The 17098-nt window shown below is 34.4% G+C and carries 15 protein-coding genes and 7 tRNA genes; 14 read left to right on the forward strand and 8 right to left on the reverse strand.

From position 1 onward, the window contains the following. Positions 1 to 42: 42 nt before the first annotated feature. The 6 genes from lepB to KM029_RS16940 all read right to left on the reverse strand — a co-directional run bounded on the left by lepB (position 43) and on the right by KM029_RS16940 (position 5235). On the reverse strand, positions 43 to 1272 hold the full coding sequence (gene lepB / locus KM029_RS16915; RefSeq protein WP_144074370.1) for a signal peptidase I: 1230 nt from the start codon (positions 1270 to 1272) through the stop codon (positions 43 to 45). A 25-nt stretch (positions 1273 to 1297) separates the two neighbouring features. Then, a complete protein-coding gene (gene dapB, locus KM029_RS16920; protein ID WP_144074371.1) occupies positions 1298 to 2023 on the reverse strand; it encodes a 4-hydroxy-tetrahydrodipicolinate reductase in 726 nt (241 codons plus the stop codon). A gap of 8 nt (positions 2024 to 2031) precedes the next feature. After that, positions 2032 to 2742 (reverse strand): DUF5683 domain-containing protein, encoded by a 711-nt coding sequence (locus KM029_RS16925; RefSeq protein ID WP_144074372.1) that lies wholly within the window; start codon positions 2740 to 2742, stop codon positions 2032 to 2034. Next, positions 2742 to 3680: a ParB/RepB/Spo0J family partition protein gene (locus KM029_RS16930; protein WP_144074373.1), complete on the reverse strand. Its 939-nt coding sequence runs from the start codon at positions 3678 to 3680 to the stop codon at positions 2742 to 2744. Before KM029_RS16930 ends, KM029_RS16925 begins: the two co-directional genes overlap by 1 nt. Before the next feature lie 52 nt (positions 3681 to 3732). Further along, complete coding sequence (locus KM029_RS16935) at positions 3733 to 4512, reverse strand: ParA family protein (RefSeq protein WP_144074374.1); 780 nt, start codon at positions 4510 to 4512, stop codon at positions 3733 to 3735. An 81-nt stretch (positions 4513 to 4593) separates the two neighbouring features. Then, a complete protein-coding gene (locus KM029_RS16940; protein ID WP_144074375.1) occupies positions 4594 to 5235 on the reverse strand; it encodes a polysaccharide deacetylase family protein in 642 nt (213 codons plus the stop codon). Positions 5236 to 5683: 448 nt separating this feature from the next. Here KM029_RS16940 and KM029_RS16945 point away from each other — a divergent pair, with 448 nt between their 5' ends. The 13 genes from KM029_RS16945 (at position 5684) to KM029_RS17005 (ending at position 14065) form a co-directional block, all read left to right on the forward strand. After that, positions 5684 to 6580 carry a branched-chain amino acid transaminase gene (locus KM029_RS16945; RefSeq protein WP_144074376.1) on the forward strand — a complete coding sequence of 299 codons (897 nt, stop codon included), beginning with the start codon at positions 5684 to 5686 and terminating at the stop codon, positions 6578 to 6580. Positions 6581 to 6613: 33 nt separating this feature from the next. Then, positions 6614 to 8296 (forward strand): dihydroxy-acid dehydratase, encoded by a 1683-nt coding sequence (gene ilvD / locus KM029_RS16950; protein WP_144074377.1) that lies wholly within the window; start codon positions 6614 to 6616, stop codon positions 8294 to 8296. A 41-nt stretch (positions 8297 to 8337) separates the two neighbouring features. Next, the gene (ilvB, locus tag KM029_RS16955; RefSeq protein ID WP_144074378.1) at positions 8338 to 10080 is read left to right on the forward strand and encodes a biosynthetic-type acetolactate synthase large subunit; all 1743 of its coding nucleotides are present in this window, start codon (positions 8338 to 8340) and stop codon (positions 10078 to 10080) included. A 12-nt stretch (positions 10081 to 10092) separates the two neighbouring features. Further along, the gene (gene ilvN / locus KM029_RS16960) at positions 10093 to 10632 is read left to right on the forward strand and encodes an acetolactate synthase small subunit (RefSeq protein ID WP_144074379.1); all 540 of its coding nucleotides are present in this window, start codon (positions 10093 to 10095) and stop codon (positions 10630 to 10632) included. Between the two features lie 64 nt (positions 10633 to 10696). Continuing rightward, entirely contained in the window at positions 10697 to 11761 is a 1065-nt protein-coding gene (gene ilvC, locus KM029_RS16965; RefSeq protein ID WP_144074380.1) for a ketol-acid reductoisomerase, read from the forward strand. A 122-nt stretch (positions 11762 to 11883) separates the two neighbouring features. Then, the gene (gene ilvA, locus KM029_RS16970) at positions 11884 to 13152 is read left to right on the forward strand and encodes a threonine ammonia-lyase (RefSeq protein WP_144074381.1); all 1269 of its coding nucleotides are present in this window, start codon (positions 11884 to 11886) and stop codon (positions 13150 to 13152) included. A 151-nt stretch (positions 13153 to 13303) separates the two neighbouring features. After that, a tRNA-Asp gene (locus tag KM029_RS16975) sits at positions 13304 to 13380 on the forward strand. A gap of 37 nt (positions 13381 to 13417) precedes the next feature. Further along, a tRNA-Asp gene (locus KM029_RS16980) sits at positions 13418 to 13494 on the forward strand. A 37-nt stretch (positions 13495 to 13531) separates the two neighbouring features. After that, a tRNA-Asp gene (locus tag KM029_RS16985) sits at positions 13532 to 13608 on the forward strand. A 37-nt stretch (positions 13609 to 13645) separates the two neighbouring features. Next, positions 13646 to 13722 (forward strand) — tRNA-Asp (locus tag KM029_RS16990). A gap of 37 nt (positions 13723 to 13759) precedes the next feature. Then, a tRNA-Asp gene (locus KM029_RS16995) sits at positions 13760 to 13836 on the forward strand. Positions 13837 to 13874: 38 nt separating this feature from the next. Further along, a tRNA-Asp gene (locus KM029_RS17000) sits at positions 13875 to 13951 on the forward strand. Positions 13952 to 13988: 37 nt separating this feature from the next. Next, a tRNA-Asp gene (locus KM029_RS17005) sits at positions 13989 to 14065 on the forward strand. A 40-nt stretch (positions 14066 to 14105) separates the two neighbouring features. Here KM029_RS17005 and KM029_RS17010 read toward each other — a convergent pair. Further along, a complete protein-coding gene (locus tag KM029_RS17010; protein WP_144074382.1) occupies positions 14106 to 15047 on the reverse strand; it encodes an RluA family pseudouridine synthase in 942 nt (313 codons plus the stop codon). 69 nt (positions 15048 to 15116) lie between these two features. Here KM029_RS17010 and KM029_RS17015 point away from each other — a divergent pair, with 69 nt between their 5' ends. Then, positions 15117 to 16307, forward strand: coding sequence for a site-2 protease family protein (locus tag KM029_RS17015; RefSeq protein ID WP_240050313.1), 1191 nt, complete (start codon positions 15117 to 15119; stop codon positions 16305 to 16307). Here the strand turns inward: KM029_RS17015 and cas6 are convergent. Continuing rightward, the gene (gene cas6 / locus KM029_RS17020; RefSeq protein ID WP_144074383.1) at positions 16294 to 17016 is read right to left on the reverse strand and encodes a CRISPR-associated endoribonuclease Cas6; all 723 of its coding nucleotides are present in this window, start codon (positions 17014 to 17016) and stop codon (positions 16294 to 16296) included. The two genes, KM029_RS17015 and cas6, sit on opposite strands and share 14 nt — an antisense overlap. Positions 17017 to 17098: the final 82 nt, after the last annotated feature.

Raw genomic sequence — 17098 nt, forward strand, 5'->3', positions numbered from 1 at the left:
CAACTTCGGCTATGATGACGTAAAAACGCCTTTAGTATTTTTTTATTTAATCTGATTATTGCCCTCGTCTTTCTTTTTAACGAAGCTAAAATAACCAAAGAATGCTAGTAGTGTGATGCCAATAACGATTTTAATCCAAGTAGGAATTTGTGTGTCGCTACCAATAAGAAGTCCGATACGGTCGTATCTAATACTATTTTCAGCATCAGGATTGTTGTCTTTAGACATCCAGACCATAACAGCTTTGCCTATTACGTGGTCGAATGGAACATATCCCCAATATCTTGAATCTAATGAATTATGACGATTATCTCCCATCATAAAGTAGTAATTCTGTTTTACAGTATACGACTCTTGTACTTCGTCACCTAAATAGAATTTACCATCTCTGAATGATCCGATTTTACCGTCATTATAATCTACTTCATACTCTTCGGTAATGGCTTTGTATTGCGACCAGTTGTCTGCCGTGATTTTTACTACATCACCTTCTTTAGGAATATAAAGAGGTCCGAAGTTATCAATAGACCAATTATTACTTGCTTTTTGTGGGAAGACATCATTATCTTCTCTAGCATATATTTTATCAACAGATTCGATAAAGTCTAATTTTCTTAAATCATCAGCACTATGTTTAGGCAACATAGCAGTGTAAGTAAATTTTCCTTCTGGCCCTGGAACCATATTTAATCTGTAATGAGCTATATTATTATAGTCATATGCATAAACATTGTATTTCTCTAAAGTTCTTTTACCAATTTGAGTTTTAGATACAATAGTATATTGTGTTTGGCTCTCTGTTGGAGTTTCAACTCTTTTACCATTGATAAAAACATCTTGGTCTTTAATCTGTAGCGTATCACCTGCAATAGCAATACAACGCTTAATATAGTTGAGTTTCATATCCGAAGGAAAGCCTTTTTCAGCAGGATAATTAAAAACAACAACATCATTATTTTTTACAGATGTAAAACCAGGAATTCTATGTGATTTTAGTTGAATCCAATCTAAGAATGATGGTATTTGTGTACCCCAAATAGTTTGATGCGTTAATGGTAACTGCAAAATTGTTTTTGGTGTACGAGGTCCGTAATGAACTTTACTAACAAAAAGGTAATCGCCAACCAATAGCGATTTTTCCATAGATGAAGTAGGGATTGTAAATGCCTCAAATGCAGCCCAACGAATTAATGTTGCAGCAATAATTGCAAATATGAGAGCGTCAGTCCATTCTTTACTACCTGATTTTAGTTTCTTATCTTTTTTACTCATTATTCTTTTCAATATTATTTTTACCTTACAAAGATAGCATATCTTGCATGCCAAAAATACCTTCTTTTTTATGTAGCCATTCACCTGCAAGTACAGCTCCTAAAGCAAAACCTTTTCTTGTAAAAGCAGTGTGTTTAATATCTATTCTATCAATTTCAGAAGTATAAGATATTTCATGAGTACCAGGTACATCTGGTTCTCTAACAGCTTCTATCTCTATACCATTATCAACAGCTTTATCTTCGCCTTGTAAAGTCCATTTATCAACTCCTTCAAAATTTTCAATAACTCCTTCAGCTAAAGTTATGGCTGTTCCAGAAGGAGCATCTAATTTTTGAGTATGATGAATTTCAACCATAGATGATTTATACTCCGCATTAAAAGCACTCATCATTTTTGCTAATTTCTTATTTAATTCAAAAAAGATATTAACACCTAAACTATAATTTGATGCATAAAAGAATGCTGTATTATTATCTTGAGTAGAAGCTTCAATTATATCTTTTTTATCTAACCAACCTGTAGTTCCTGAAACAATACGAATACCTTTATCTAAACATGTTTTGATATTATCATATGCAGAACTTGGTTGAGTAAATTCAATAGCAACATCAACTGTAGACGGATCAATAGTATCTAAATCAGAACGGTTGTCTTTATCAATAATTCCAACAACATTGTGTCCTCTTTCTTTTAAAATACCTTCAATGGTTTGCCCCATTTTACCGTAGCCAATTAATAAAAAATTCATCTGTTATATTATTTAGAGTTTAATTTTAATGAGAGTGTCATACCAACAGCAGGTAAACCCGTTAAAGGATCTGGAATTGCTGAGGGTGATACTTTAAAAGATAGGTCATCGCTAATGTCATAATACTTTAAATGTTGGTCTACAGCAGCATCTAAGGCTCCTAACATATACCACATACAAGTAACAATTATCATAAAGTCTCTATCACGTCTGAAGTTGTCACTTCTATTTCTAAGATTTTCTACCGTTAGGTTTCTATAAATCTCAGGAATTAGATCATCATTTGTTGGATCAGCATCTGCTTTGTAGGCTAACCAATGACTACTTTGTATATAATTTGAATGATTAAATTTTATAAAGTAGCCAAACACAGCAAAACCACCATAAAGAATTGGCACTTTCCATACTTTATTATTATGAATCTGACCTAAACCAGGAATAACAATAGAATAAAAAGAAGCCTTGGTAGGTTCTGTTAAGTTTTGATATTGTAATCTTTGTTTTCGCTTTTTTTCTTTTTGATCAATATGGTTAGGTATCGCTTTTATTGTTGTAAGCGAATCCATTGATCTTTTGTTTCTTTCAGCTTCAGAAATTTCTTCACTTCCAGTTGTGTCTGGTATAGGCTCTGTTTGAGCAAATGAAGTAATTCCGTTGAAAAAAGAAAAGCAAAAAACAAGAGTGAATAGATAAAATATATGATTGCGTAAACGCAGCATCAGTGAGTTTTTAGAATGTCTAAAATTCGGTTAAGATCTTCAACAGATTGATAAGGGATTTTAATTTCACCTTTTCCTTCGTCAGAATTTTTAATTTTAATCTGAGTTCCAAAATGCGATGATAAATCTCTTTGTAGTCTACTAAATTCGAAATCTAAAGGTTCGTTTTTATTTTTAGACTTAGTTGTTAAAGGATCTTTTCCTTGAATAATATCGCGTACTAAATTTTCGGTTTTACGAACCGATAATTCATCTTTTACAATTGTATCAAAAAGTGCCAATTGTACCTCAATACTATTTACATTAACAAGTGCACGAGCATGTCCCATTGATATCATGCCATTTCGTAATCCTGTTTGGATTTCAGGAGGTAATTTTAGTAAACGTAAATAGTTTGCTACTGTAGATCTTTTTTTACCAACTCTATCACCTAATTCTTCTTGCTTTAAATCACATTCAGCAATAAGCCTTTGGTATGATATTGCTACTTCTATAGGATTAAGATCTTCTCTTTGAATATTTTCAATTAATGCCATTTCTAGCATTTGAGCATCGTTAGCTCCTCTAATATATGCTGGGATTTTTTCTAACCCCGCCATTTTAGATGCTCTCCAACGCCTTTCTCCAGAAATTATTTGAAATTGGTTTTCTGTTAATCGACGTACAGTAATGGGTTGAATGATACCTTGAACACGAATTGAATCAGCAAGTTCTTTTAATGCTTCGTCTTTAAATTCGAGGCGAGGTTGAAAAGGATTTCTTTCGATATGATCAATAGAAATCTCATCTAATTTTTCTACAATATTTACATTAACAGCGTCTACAGGTTCTGATGTAGGTGCTGTTTCTGTTTTTTTAGAATCACCAAGTAAAGCTCCTAAACCTTTACCAAGTGCATTCCTTCTTTTTAATGTTTTCTTTTCTGAATTATCAGGCATAATCTCGCCGCGCTCAAATAGGTTAATTAATAGTATTAATAGAGTTGTATTCTTAAGCTTTAGCAGTCATTTTGTTCTTAGTCAAAATTTCTTGTGCTAAATTAAGGTAGCATACAGCTCCTTTACTCACTGCATCATGAGCAATAACAGGTACACCAAAACTTGGTGCTTCACTTAATTTAATGTTTCTCGGAATGATAACATCAAAAACTAAGTCACCAAGGTGTTTTTTTACTTCTTCAACCACCTGATTAGATAAACGTAAACGAGTATCATACATTGTCATTAAAATCCCTTCAATTAATAAATTAGGATTTAATCTAGATTGAATAAGTTTTACAGTATTTAATAATTTATCTAAACCTTCTAAAGCATAAAATTCACATTGTACAGGTACAATGACAGAATCTGCAGCTGTTAAGGCATTTACTGTAATTAAACCAAGAGAAGGAGAACAGTCTACGATAATAAAATCGTATTTATCTTTAATTTGTTCTAATGCTCTTAGCATACGCATTTCTCTGTCTTCAATATCAATCATTTCAATTTCAGCACCAACTAAGTCGATGTGTGAAGGAATGATATCTAAATAATCAAAATCAGAGTTTACGATTATATCTTCTACATTGATGTCTTCCACCATGCAGTTATAAATGCTTTTTCGTTCTTCTTTAGGATCAAGGTTTAATCCAGAAGTCGAATTTGCTTGAGGATCGGCATCAACTAGTAATGCATTATACTCCATGGCAGCAAAACTAGCTGCTAAGTTTACAGCAGTTGTGGTCTTGCCAACGCCGCCTTTTTGGTTGGCTACTGCGATTATCTTACCCATTGTGTCTCTTCTCTAAAATTTCTTGTAAACACAAATATAGTTTTTTTAATAATGTACTATTAAAAAATGTATTTTCTTTATCTAAAGAGATTTAAATTCGTAACCTTTTTTCGAAAAATATGCTAAAAAGCGAGGTAAAACGTACTTTAAATTTTTTTCTGCTTTTAAACTATCATGAAAAACTACGATAGAACCATCTTCAGTTAGCTTAATTGCTGTTTTTAAACAAGTCTCTTCATTGTAATTTTTATTATAATCTCTTGTTAAAACATGCCACATTATTATTTCATATTCAGGTAATACTTTTTGTAAAAGTTTTTTTCCAATTTGCCCATGTGGAGGTCTAAAAAGTTTTCTTGGCTTTTTCTCAATAAACTTATCGTTAGAATTTAGCCACTTTTCACATTCATCAATATTCTTAAGGTATTTCGATAAACCATTTTTCCAATATTGAAGATGATTAAAAGTATGGTTACCTACAGTGTGTCCTTCATCTAAAACTTGATTGTAAGTAGCTGGATATTTTTTGATATTATCACCTACGCAAAAGAATGTAGCCTTAGCATTGTACTCTTTTAAAAGGTCTAAAACCCAAGGAGTAATTTCAGGTATTGGTCCATCATCAAAAGTAAGATATATACTAGGATGTTCACCTTTTTCTTTTTTCCAAGTTAAGCTTGGAAACATTTTGTTTCTTACAAAACTGCCTACTCTTTGAATCATTGAGTTCTGATCTATTTATTATATATACAAATATAGTTAATACTTTTTGGCTTAGGAATGATATTTATTATTCTACTAAAATGGTGCTTAATTGTATTAAAATACAGAATGTAAACGATATATTGGGTTAGGATTCGTAATTATTTATAAAAAGTAAGCGATGTTCACACTTATTTTTTTGCAAATTAAAACGGAAGATCTTTATATTTGATGTAAACAATGATCAGATATGTTGAATAAAACGCAAAATATTGTCCTAATTATTAGAAAAACGATTGTCGTCCTGCTGAAGGAAAGATAATGGTCGGGATATATATTTTGTGAATACAAGAAATAAATACAGGCCATTGTCAGATTGAATAAAAAATTATGACAGTGGTTTTTTTATTAAAACATTTTTGTTTCAAAGTTGATTTAATTGTTTAAAACATCTATAAACTCTTCAGGTATGTTAAAATATTATGATAAGGATACAGTAATTTTCCATAACGGAGAATTTATCAAGGCTGAAGAGGCAAAAGCAGATCTTTTTTCGCAGTCTTTGCACTACGGAAACGGAGTATTTGATGCAGTAAGAGCATATGATACAGCCTTAGGTCCACATATTTTTAAAGCAAGAGAACACTACACAAGATTTGTTGAAGCTGCAAAAACAATGCACTTAAACTTAGATTATTCTGTAGATGAACTTGTAGGAATAACATACCAATTACTAGAAGAAAATGGATTCAAAGATGCATACGTTAGACCATTGGTTTATGCGAGTGCAAATATGGATTTGACCCCTACTAAAACGCATAATATTTTTATTGCAGCGTGGAGATGGGATAAATTTTTAGGTAAAGATTTATTAGATATAACAATATCAGCTTATACTCGTCCTAGCCCATATTCTTTTAATGTAGAAGCTAAAATTTCAGGGCACTACATTAATTCAATAGTATCTATTGCAGAAGCGAAGGAAAGAGGTTTTGATGATGCAATTTTACTTGATGTAGAAGGGTATGTTGCAGAAGGAACTGGTGCTAATTTCTTTTTTGAAAAAGATGGTAAACTATTTACCTCAAAGAAAGGACATATATATCCAGGTATAACTCGTGAAGTTGTATTTGGAATAGCAAAAAGTCTTGGTGTTGAAGTAGTTGAAGGACAGTTTAAACCAGAAGATTTAAATGATATCGATGGAGCTTTCTTTACAGGTACAGCAGCACAAATAACAGGTATTAGCAGCATAGATGGTAAAGCCATGAATAAGGATTGGGATGATACCATTGGTTGTGAAGTATTTGAAAAGTACAGACAATTTGTGACACAAAGTGAGTACGACAACTACTCAATTATTTAATAAAGAAACTATACAGACAAACAATATAAAACTATGGCAGAGGAGTTAAACAAACACAGCCGCACTATTACACAAGACGATACACAGCCTGCAGCTCAGGCAATGCTATATGGTATTGGACTTAAAGATGAGGATATGAAAAAGCCTCAAATTGGTATTGCAAGTACTGGTTACGAGGGTAATACATGTAATATGCACTTGAATGACCTAGCTAAAATAGTTAAGGTAGGTGTTCAGAAAGAAGGCTTAGTAGGTTTAATATTTAATACAATTGGTGTAAGTGATGGTATCACAAATGGTACTATTGGTATGCGTTACTCGCTTCCATCAAGAGATATTATTGCAGACTCTGTTGAAACTGTAGTAAACGGTCAGTTTTATGATGGTTTAATTACTGTTGTAGGTTGTGATAAGAACATGCCTGGAGCGATGATGGCAATGTGTCGTATTAATCGTCCAACAATTATGTTGTATGGTGGTACTATTGCATCTGGTTGCTTCAAAAATAAAAAATTAAATATTGTATCAGCATTTGAAGCCTTAGGTGAAAAAATAGCAGGTACTATATCTGATGAAGATTATAGAGGGGTAATTAAAAATGCTATTCCTGGTGCAGGTGCTTGCGGAGGTATGTACACAGCAAATACAATGGCTTCGGCAATTGAAGCTATGGGAATGAGTTTACCTTATTCTTCATCAAACCCTGCAGTTAGTGCAGAGAAAAGAGCTGAATGTAAAAATTTAGGTGCTTCAATGCATCATATATTAAAGTTAGATCTTAAGCCTTCAGATATACTTACAAAAGCTTCTTTTGAGAATGCTTTGACAGTAATTATGGCTTTAGGTGGATCAACAAATGCTACATTACATATGTTGGCAATTGCTAAGGCAGCTGATATCAAATTAACTTTAGATGATATTCAAAGAGTTTCTGATAAAGTACCTTTCTTAGCAGACCTTAAACCTTCTGGTAAATATTTAATGGAAGATGTTTTTGCAGTAGGAGGTATTCCTGCAGTAATGAGAACATTATTAGATTGGGGATTAATTGATGGAACTTGTATGACCGTTACAGGAAAAACAATTGCTGAGAATTTAGCAGATGTAAAACCTTTAGGTGGCGAACAAGATTTATTACGTCCTCAAGATAATCCAATTAAATCAACAGGTCACTTACAAATTCTTTATGGAAATTTAGCAACAGAAGGTTCTGTAGCTAAAATTACCGGTAAAGAAGGAGAAAAATTTGTTGGTCCAGCAAAAGTGTATAACGATGAGTTTGCAGTAATTGCAGGAATCCAAGCAGGTGAAGTAAGTAAAGGTGATGTAGTAGTTATTCGTTACGAAGGTCCTAAAGGTGGTCCTGGTATGCCGGAAATGCTTAAACCAACATCAGCTATTATGGGTGTAGGTTTAGGTAAAGATGTAGCATTAATTACTGATGGTCGCTTCTCAGGAGGTACTCACGGTTTTGTAGTGGGGCATATTACTCCAGAAGCTGCAGTTGGTGGTAATATCGCATTAGTGAATGATGGAGATATTATTACAATTGATGCAATAAGTAACCAAATTTCTGTTGCTGTTTCTGATGAAGAATTAGCTGAAAGAAGAAAAAATTGGGTTGCTCCGGAACCAAAATTCAAAAAAGGTATTTTATATAAGTATATAAAGACAGTTTCTTCAGCATCTGAGGGATGTGTAACAGATGAATTTTAATAGTTCATTGTTATAAAATTAGTACGACAAATTGTTTCAATATGAGTACAGCGACAAAAGAGATGTCCAATGAAGAAAAAGTAGTTGGCCAGACGACAAAAAGAGTAAGTGGAGCAGAGGCAGTGCTGATGGCATTGTTAGAGGAAGGAGTAGATACACTTTTTGGTTATCCAGGTGGAGCTATCATGCCATTTTATGATAAACTCTACCATTATGAAGACAAGATTAAGCACTACTTAGTGCGTCATGAGCAAGGTGCAACACATGCGGCTCAAGGGTATGCTCGAGTCAATCATAAAGTGGGCGTCTGTATTGCAACTTCAGGTCCTGGGGCTACAAACTTAATTACAGGTTTAGCCGATGCTATGATAGATTCGACACCTATGGTAGCAATTACAGGTCAAGTAGCATCTCATTTATTAGGAACTGATGCTTTTCAGGAAACTGATGTAGTTGGTATTTCAACTCCTGTTACAAAATGGAATTTTCAAGTAACTAAAGCTTCTGAAATTCCAGAAGCAATGGCGAAAGCATTTTTTATTGCAAGAAGCGGAAGACCGGGTCCTGTATTAATAGATATTACAAAAGATGCTCAATTCGAAGAATTTGACTTTGAATACAAGCGTTGTGAAAATATTCGTAGTTATAGACCAGTTCCTGTAGCTACAGAAGAATCTATAGATGCAGCAGCAGTATTACTTAATCAAGCTAAAAAGCCTTATATCCTTGTAGGACATGGTGTAATGCTTTCTAAAGCTGAAAAAGAATTAATTGCTTTTGCAGAAAAAACAGGTATTCCTATGGCTTCAACTCTTTTAGGGTTGTCTGCCGTACCAGTAGATCATCCTTTATACGTTGGCTACTTGGGAATGCATGGTAATTATGGCCCAAATATCAAGACAAACGAATGTGATGTTTTGATTGCTGTAGGTATGCGTTTTGATGACCGTGTAACAGGAGACTTATCTCGTTATGCAAAGCAAGCTAAAGTTATTCATATAGAAATTGATCCTTCTGAGATTGATAAGAATGTGAAAACTGAGGTTGCTATCATTTCTGATGCAAAAGCAGCTCTTGAGCGTTTATTACCAAAAGTAGAAAAAAGAGAACATTCTGAATGGATTGCAGAGTTCCATGCATGTGATAAAATAGAAAAAGAAGAAGTTCTAGATTACGCATTAGGTTCATCTACAGAAAAAGTAAAAATGTCAGAAGTAATCAGAATGTTATCTGATAAAACTGATGGTGAAGCAGTTATTGTAACTGATGTAGGTCAACACCAAATGGAAGCTTCAAGATACTATGAGTTTAAAAAGACAGATAGTATTGTAAGTTCTGGAGGATTAGGGACTATGGGATTTGCTTTACCTGCTGCTATTGGAGCAAAAGTTGGAGCACCTGATAGAACTGTTGTCTCTATATCTGGAGATGGAGGTTACCAAATGACTGTACAAGAATTAGGAACAATATTCCAATACAACATACCTGTAAAGATATTAGTATTGAATAATAGCTTCTTAGGAATGGTACGTCAGTGGCAAGAGTTATTCTTTGATAGACGTTACTCATTTACAGAAATGGTAAATCCAGATTTTGTAAAACTAGCTGAGTCGTATTATATCAAAGCTGATAAGGCAGAAACAAGAGAATCGTTAAGCGATAAAATGGACCAATGGTTAGCGTCAGATGGGCCATCTTTCTTGGAAGTAGTTGTAGAACAGGAATCAAACGTATTCCCAATGATACAAACAGGAGCTGCAGTATCAGAAGTTCGCTTGAAATAAAAGATTAAGATTATGGAAAAGCAAAGATTCACATTATCGATATTTACAGAGAACGTAGTAGGTTTAACTAACCGTATCTCTATTATCTTTTCAAGAAGAAAATTAAATATTGAAAGCTTAACAACTTCTGCTTCAGAAGTTGAGCATATTCACCGTTTTACGATTGTATTTAATGCAACGGAAAGTGCTGCTCAAAAGCTTTCATTACAAATAGAAAAACAAATTGATGTAGTTCGTTGCTTTCTTTACGAAGATAAGGAAATGATATATCAAGAAGTAGCTTTATATAAAGTAGCAGTTGATAATTTAACAGATTCTGATGCAGTAGAAGATATTGTACGTAAGAGTCATGCTAGAATATTAGCCGCTAAAGCTGATTTTATGGTCATTGAAAAAACGGGCCATGAAGAAGACACTCAAGCATTATATGAAGCATTAAAACCTTTTGGTCTATTGCAATTTGGCCGCTCAGGTAGGATTGCACTCTCTAAGGAACGTCAAGAAATTAGTACGTTATTAGCAGAGTTCGAACAAGAGAATGCGATTGTGTAAGGTCGAAGGACCTTTTAAAAAGAAAACTTTCAAACTAAGGAATCACAAATTTATTTTTTTTATTATGGCAGAGATTAATTTCGGAGGAGTAGTTGAGAACGTAGTAATGCGTGAAGAATTTCCATTAACAAAAGCACAGGGAATTTTAAAAGAAGAAACTATTGCAGTTATCGGATACGGTGTACAAGGTCCAAGTCAAGCACAAAACATGCGTGATAATGGTCTTAATGTAATCGTAGGTCAACGTAAAGGTGGTGCTTCATGGGACAAAGCTGTTGCTGACGGTTGGGTACCAGGTGAAACACTTTTCGAAATCGGTGAAGCAGCTGAAAAAGGTTCTATTATCTGTTACCTTCTTTCTGATGCAGCTCAAATTGCTGTATGGCCACAATTAAAAGAGAAATTAACTCCAGGTAAAGCACTTTATTTCTCTCACGGATTTGGTGTAACTTACCATGAGCGTACTAACATCGTTCCTCCTAAGGATATTGATGTGATTTTAGTAGCTCCTAAAGGATCAGGTACTTCTTTAAGAACAATGTTCTTAGAAGGTCGTGGTTTGAACTCTTCTTATGCAATCTACCAAGATGCTACAGGAAATGCTTATAACAGAACTATCTCTTTAGGTATTGGTGTTGGAGCTGGATATTTATTCCCAACTGACTTCAAAAAAGAAGTATTCTCTGACCTTACAGGTGAGCGTGGTTCTTTAATGGGTGCTATTCAAGGTTTATTCGAAGCACAATATGATGTGTTAAGAGAAAACGGACACTCTCCATCTGAAGCATTTAACGAAACTGTTGAAGAGTTAACTCAATCTTTAATGCCATTAGTTGCTAAAAATGGAATGGATTGGATGTATGCTAACTGTTCTACTACAGCACAACGTGGTGCATTAGATTGGAAAGATAAATTCCGTGATGCAGTTCGTCCAGTAGTAGAAGATTTATATCGTTCAGTAGCTACAGGTGAAGAAGCACAACGTTCTATCGATACTAACTCACAACCAGATTACCGTGAGAAATTAGACGAAGAATTACGTGTATTACGTGAGTCTGAAATGTGGAGAGCAGGTGCTGCAGTACGTGCACTTCGTCCAGAAAATCAAGAAGTAGAAGCTGAGGCGTAAGCTAGTCAGTTTTTTATATAGAAAAGGGATGGCTTAGGCTATCCCTTTTTGATTTCTTATGAATTTAATTCAATTGAAATATCAACCATCTTTATTAGTTTAAAGGTATAAGGTGATTTCCCATGCAAGAAACAGAAGAATTTGTAGACTTACCAAGTGTTGAGTCAATAGTTAAAGCACATAGAAAACTAAAGGACGTGGTTACGCGTACGCCTTTAATGAGAAACTTGAACTTATCAGAAAGATATCAAGCAGATATTTGGCTTAAGAGAGAGGATCTTCAAATTGTGCGCTCATATAAACTTAGAGGTGCATTCAATAAGATATCTTCTTTAGATAAAGAAGAACAAAAAAGAGGTATTGTATGTGCTAGTGCTGGAAACCATGCACAAGGAGTAGCATATTCTTGTAAATTGTTGGGAATTCATGGTGTTATTTATATGCCTGCTCCAACACCTAAGCAAAAGGTGAGTCAGGTAAGAATGTGGGGTAAGGACAAAGTCGAAGTAGTGCTTATTGGCGATACTTTTGATGATGCTTATGCTGCAGCAATGAAACGTTGTGAAGAAGAAGGAAGAGTTTTTATTCATCCTTTTGATGACCCTAAAGTTATTGAAGGTCAAGGTACTGTTGGGTTAGAGATTTTAGAAGATGCTAAAGAAGAAATAGACTACCTTGTGATGCCAATAGGTGGAGGCGGACTATCTTCTGGTGTTGGAAGTTATTTTCAACAAATAAGCCCAGCTACAAAAATTTATGGTGTTGAGCCAGAAGGTGCTCCAGCAATGAAAGAATCAATTATTCAAGATAGAGTAGTTACTCTAGATAAAATTGAGAAATTTGTAGATGGTGCAGCGGTTCAGAGAGTAGGTGATAATACTTTTAGAATTGCAAAACAGTTTCTAGAAGACGTTATATTAGTTCCTGAAGGAAAAGTATGCTCAACAATCTTAAGATTGTATAACGAAGATGCTATTGTAGTAGAGCCAGCAGGAGCGTTGTCTATATCTGCTCTAGATGCAATCAAAGATGAAATAAAGGGTAAGAAGGTAGTATGTGTTGTAAGTGGTTCTAATAATGATATTGGACGTATGGAAGAGATCAAACAGAGGTCTCTTATATATGAGGGTTACAAACATTACTTTATGATCCGTTTTCCTCAAAGAGCGGGAGCTTTAAGAGAATACTTAATTGAAATTTTAGGTCCGAATGATGATATTTGTCATTTTGAATATACTAAGAAAGTCAATAGAGAAAAAGCTCCAGCAATTGTAGGAATCGAGGTGAAATCTCCTGAAGATTTTGATGCTTTAATGATTAGAATGGAAAAAAGAGGTTACAAATATGAACTACTGAATGAAAATGAGGATATGTTCCATTTTTTAATCTGATAGTTTTCTATTGATTCATACTTGTAAATCAATATATTATGGTTTTGTTAAGATAAAATTACAATTTTTATTGAGGTTGTAGCTTGTTTTATCCAAATCAAGGATGCATCTTTGCATCGCTTTTAAGAGGAATACCTGTTTAAAAGCAATTGGAGCAGTAGTTCAGTTGGTTAGAATACCTGCCTGTCACGCAGGGGGTCGCGGGTTCGAGTCCCGTCTGTTCCGCCAACAAGTCTTTCATCAAGACTTTCAAAACTAGATGACTGGAGCAGTAGTTCAGTTGGTTAGAATACCTGCCTGTCACGCAGGGGGTCGCGGGTTCGAGTCCCGTCTGTTCCGCCAACAAGTCTTTCATCAAGACTTTCAAAACTAGATGACTGGAGCAGTAGTTCAGTTGGTTAGAATACCTGCCTGTCACGCAGGGGGTCGCGGGTTCGAGTCCCGTCTGTTCCGCCAACAAGTCTTTCATCAAGACTTTCAAAACTAGATGACTGGAGCAGTAGTTCAGTTGGTTAGAATACCTGCCTGTCACGCAGGGGGTCGCGGGTTCGAGTCCCGTCTGTTCCGCCAACAAGTCTTTCATCAAGACTTTCAAAACTAGATGACTGGAGCAGTAGTTCAGTTGGTTAGAATACCTGCCTGTCACGCAGGGGGTCGCGGGTTCGAGTCCCGTCTGTTCCGCCAACAAGTCTTTCATCAAGACTTTCAAAAACTAGATGACTGGAGCAGTAGTTCAGTTGGTTAGAATACCTGCCTGTCACGCAGGGGGTCGCGGGTTCGAGTCCCGTCTGTTCCGCCAACAAGTCTTTCATCAAGACTTTCAAAACTAGATGACTGGAGCAGTAGTTCAGTTGGTTAGAATACCTGCCTGTCACGCAGGGGGTCGCGGGTTCGAGTCCCGTCTGTTCCGCCAACCAATTCAAAGACAAGTTCGATATCGGGCTTGTCTTTTTTTATTTTAAGAGATTAGAAATCTCGATTGGTAATTCAGAATCAAATTTTAAAATAGTATTTCCATCTTTTGGTGATAGAAAGTGTAAAGTTTTTGCATGTAAACAGTGCCTTCCAATTGAATTCTGAAGTGCGATATCATTTATGAGATATGGAATTTCGTAACGTTTATCACCTACTAGTGGATGACCTATAAAGTGCATATGTACGCGAATTTGGTGTGTTCGTCCTGTTTCAAGTCTACATTCAACTAAAGAATAGTTACTAAACTCTTTTATTACTTTATAGTGTGTTATTGCTTTTTTACCAAAAGATTGATCTTTTGAGACTTCAATACTTCTTTCGTTTAAAGGATTACGTCCTATAAACTCATCAATAGTTCCTTTTTTTATTTTTAGCTTACCCCAAACTAATGCATAATAAGTTCTATAGGGTTTCATGTTTTGAAATTGCTGTGATAATAATTCTCTAGCAGCTTCAGTTTTGGCCATTACTAAAACCCCGCTAGTATCTTTATCTAGACGTTGAACAATAGAATCTTTAATAAGGGCATTAGGTTGCTTAGAGATCATGTAATGATACTTTAATGCATTCTGTAGTGTTGTGTCGTAATAACCAAGTCCAGGGTGCATAGGCATACCTGAAGGTTTATTTATTACAATAAATTCATTTTCTTCTAATAGAATTTTAAGAGGATAATTATAGGCAACTAATTCAATTCTTTTGTGATAGAGTTCGAACCATTGAATTTTATCATCTGACTTAATAATGTAACTAGATTTTGTTTTTTTATCATTTACCAAAACCATTGAACTCTTAATCTGTTTTTGAATAAGGTTTCGGCTTTTTTGTGGAAGTTGTAAAGATAGGAAATGATCTAGACGAGTACTTTTACCTCCTTTTGGTATTATGAATTCCTCGTGAAGATGTTTCTTTTCTATCATTATAAAAATTTTTATTGTTCGATCAGCAATACAAAGCTAACTTGCAAAACTTATTTTAAGAAAAGATATATGAAAGAAATTAAAGATTCTTATCAATCAGAATCAGATGTTCAAATAGAAGCACAACCACTTAAGAAAAAAACAGTTGGAATGGTTTGGTGGAAACACCTACTACTTTTTTTGTTGACAGTTTGTGCAACTACCTTTGCGGGAGCAGAATGGATATATGGGAAATCTGTTTTAATGAATGAATTAACACCTAAGGAATGGATTGGTTCTTTATCTTATTCTCTACCTTTCTTAGGAATTTTAACGGTTCATGAATTTGGACATTATTTTACTGCTAAATATTATAAATTAAAGGTTACACTTCCTTATTACATTCCGGTATGGCTTTTTAGTTTTGGTCCATCAATAGGCTCATTTGGGGCTTTTATAAAAATAAAGAGTGTTATAAAAACTCGAACTCAGTTTTTTGATATTGGAGTTTCTGGTCCGTTAGCGGGTTTTATAGCTGCTTTGTTTGTACTTGCATATGGGTTTACACATTTACCTCCTCCTGAATATATTTATCAAATTCATCCTGAATATCAAAAGTGGGGATTAGATTATGCAAAATATGCTTACGAAAATTTACCAATGGGAGAGAGCTTGAGCTTAGGTTCTAATTTATTATTTGAGTTTTTTAAACACTTTGTAGCTCCAGATCCATCATTGGTTCCTAATGGACATGAAATGATGCATTATCCATTTCTATTTGCAGGATACCTAGCCTGTTTTTTTACAGCATTAAATTTATTACCATTTGGACAGTTAGATGGAGGGCATGCCTTGTATAGTATTATAGGAACAAAGTGGTTTAATAGATTATTACCATTTACTTTTGCGGCTTTTCTTTTTTGGGGAGGTTTAGGATTATTTTCAGCCTATGATTCTTCAGATGTACTAATTACTTATGCACCATTGTATGTAGCTTACTTATTCTTTGTATCAATGAATTTATTTGAGAATAAGGTGTCAGTTGCATTATATGCTATGTCAATATTTACACTTCAGTTTGTTTTTTCTACTTTCACAGATGGTATAGTTGGGTATCAGGGGTGGTTGTTTTTTGGGTTTCTATTGTCTAAAGTTTTAGGTTTACATCACCCACCAGCTTTATACAAAAAAAGTGTTGACACCAAGAGAAAAATCATCGGTATCATCACTTTAATTGTTTTCATATTATGCTTTACGCCTACTCCTTTTATTCTTGAGTAATGTTAGCATCTTTCGATAATTCATAAGGAGTCTTTTTAGGGTTGAAATTTGGAATATCTAACATTCCAAAGCCGTGAGTAGTTAACTCCCCAAATCCATTATGATAAATAAATTCTTGAACCTCAGGTGCAGCCATTACTTCAAAAGGTAAAGTGTAACCACGAGCTTCTTGGATTTCTCCATTCTTTATTACAGAATATATACGAGCAAATTTCTTGTCCATTCTATTAATTCTAGCCAAATACTCTTGATCTGGAATTACTTGGAAACGGAAAAATGAAGAGATTTGCTCTGGAGTATATTTACCAGATTTTTCCATTCTAAACATTGTTGAATCGTACAACATGTCAGAAAAATCATCACTCAAAGGGTTTACAAACATTTTATTGTTTAAACCTTCAATCATATGAAATGGTACGATTGGAGAGATGCAAAGGAATTTCATAGCTTCTTTGAATTCAGGAACTTCTTCTTCTTCAACATAATCTGCTTGTAGCATGAGGTTACCGAGCAGAATATGTGATTCTTGAAATAATCCTTTAACAATTTTATCTATAAATTCTTTGTTTGGACTGGTTAAAACTATTGTAGCTTTTTTTGAAAAATAATGGAGACCTTCACGGCCAACTTTTGTCTGTCCTTTAAGTCCAGAAAAAGTAAAACTAGCTTTATCAAAAACGTCATTGTCAGCACATACTATTTTAAGCATGTTTTGAACAAGTTTCTGATGATGAAAGGGTAATATTGCACCCTTATTGCGGAGATTGAAGATTATTCTAATGCGCACCTTC

It is taken from the genome of Flammeovirga kamogawensis (assembly GCF_018736065.1).
Classification (GTDB): domain Bacteria; phylum Bacteroidota; class Bacteroidia; order Cytophagales; family Flammeovirgaceae; genus Flammeovirga; species Flammeovirga kamogawensis.

What these genes read in the sequence shown, in the direction of transcription:
- lepB (WP_144074370.1), bottom strand. Translation starts at nt 1,272, where the DNA reads ATGAGTAAAAAAGATAAGAAACTAAAATCAGGTAGTAAAGAATGGACT.
- dapB (WP_144074371.1), bottom strand. Translation starts at nt 2,023, where the DNA reads ATGAATTTTTTATTAATTGGCTACGGTAAAATGGGGCAAACCATTGAA.
- KM029_RS16925 (WP_144074372.1), bottom strand. Translation starts at nt 2,742, where the DNA reads ATGCTGCGTTTACGCAATCATATATTTTATCTATTCACTCTTGTTTTT.
- KM029_RS16930 (WP_144074373.1), bottom strand. Translation starts at nt 3,680, where the DNA reads ATGCCTGATAATTCAGAAAAGAAAACATTAAAAAGAAGGAATGCACTT.
- KM029_RS16935 (WP_144074374.1), bottom strand. Translation starts at nt 4,512, where the DNA reads ATGGGTAAGATAATCGCAGTAGCCAACCAAAAAGGCGGCGTTGGCAAG.
- KM029_RS16940 (WP_144074375.1), bottom strand. Translation starts at nt 5,235, where the DNA reads ATGATTCAAAGAGTAGGCAGTTTTGTAAGAAACAAAATGTTTCCAAGC.
- KM029_RS16945 (WP_144074376.1), top strand. Translation starts at nt 5,684, where the DNA reads ATGTTAAAATATTATGATAAGGATACAGTAATTTTCCATAACGGAGAA.
- ilvD (WP_144074377.1), top strand. Translation starts at nt 6,614, where the DNA reads ATGGCAGAGGAGTTAAACAAACACAGCCGCACTATTACACAAGACGAT.
- ilvB (WP_144074378.1), top strand. Translation starts at nt 8,338, where the DNA reads ATGAGTACAGCGACAAAAGAGATGTCCAATGAAGAAAAAGTAGTTGGC.
- ilvN (WP_144074379.1), top strand. Translation starts at nt 10,093, where the DNA reads ATGGAAAAGCAAAGATTCACATTATCGATATTTACAGAGAACGTAGTA.
- ilvC (WP_144074380.1), top strand. Translation starts at nt 10,697, where the DNA reads ATGGCAGAGATTAATTTCGGAGGAGTAGTTGAGAACGTAGTAATGCGT.
- ilvA (WP_144074381.1), top strand. Translation starts at nt 11,884, where the DNA reads ATGCAAGAAACAGAAGAATTTGTAGACTTACCAAGTGTTGAGTCAATA.
- KM029_RS17010 (WP_144074382.1), bottom strand. Translation starts at nt 15,047, where the DNA reads ATGATAGAAAAGAAACATCTTCACGAGGAATTCATAATACCAAAAGGA.
- KM029_RS17015 (WP_240050313.1), top strand. Translation starts at nt 15,117, where the DNA reads ATGAAAGAAATTAAAGATTCTTATCAATCAGAATCAGATGTTCAAATA.
- cas6 (WP_144074383.1), bottom strand. Translation starts at nt 17,016, where the DNA reads ATGCTTAAAATAGTATGTGCTGACAATGACGTTTTTGATAAAGCTAGT.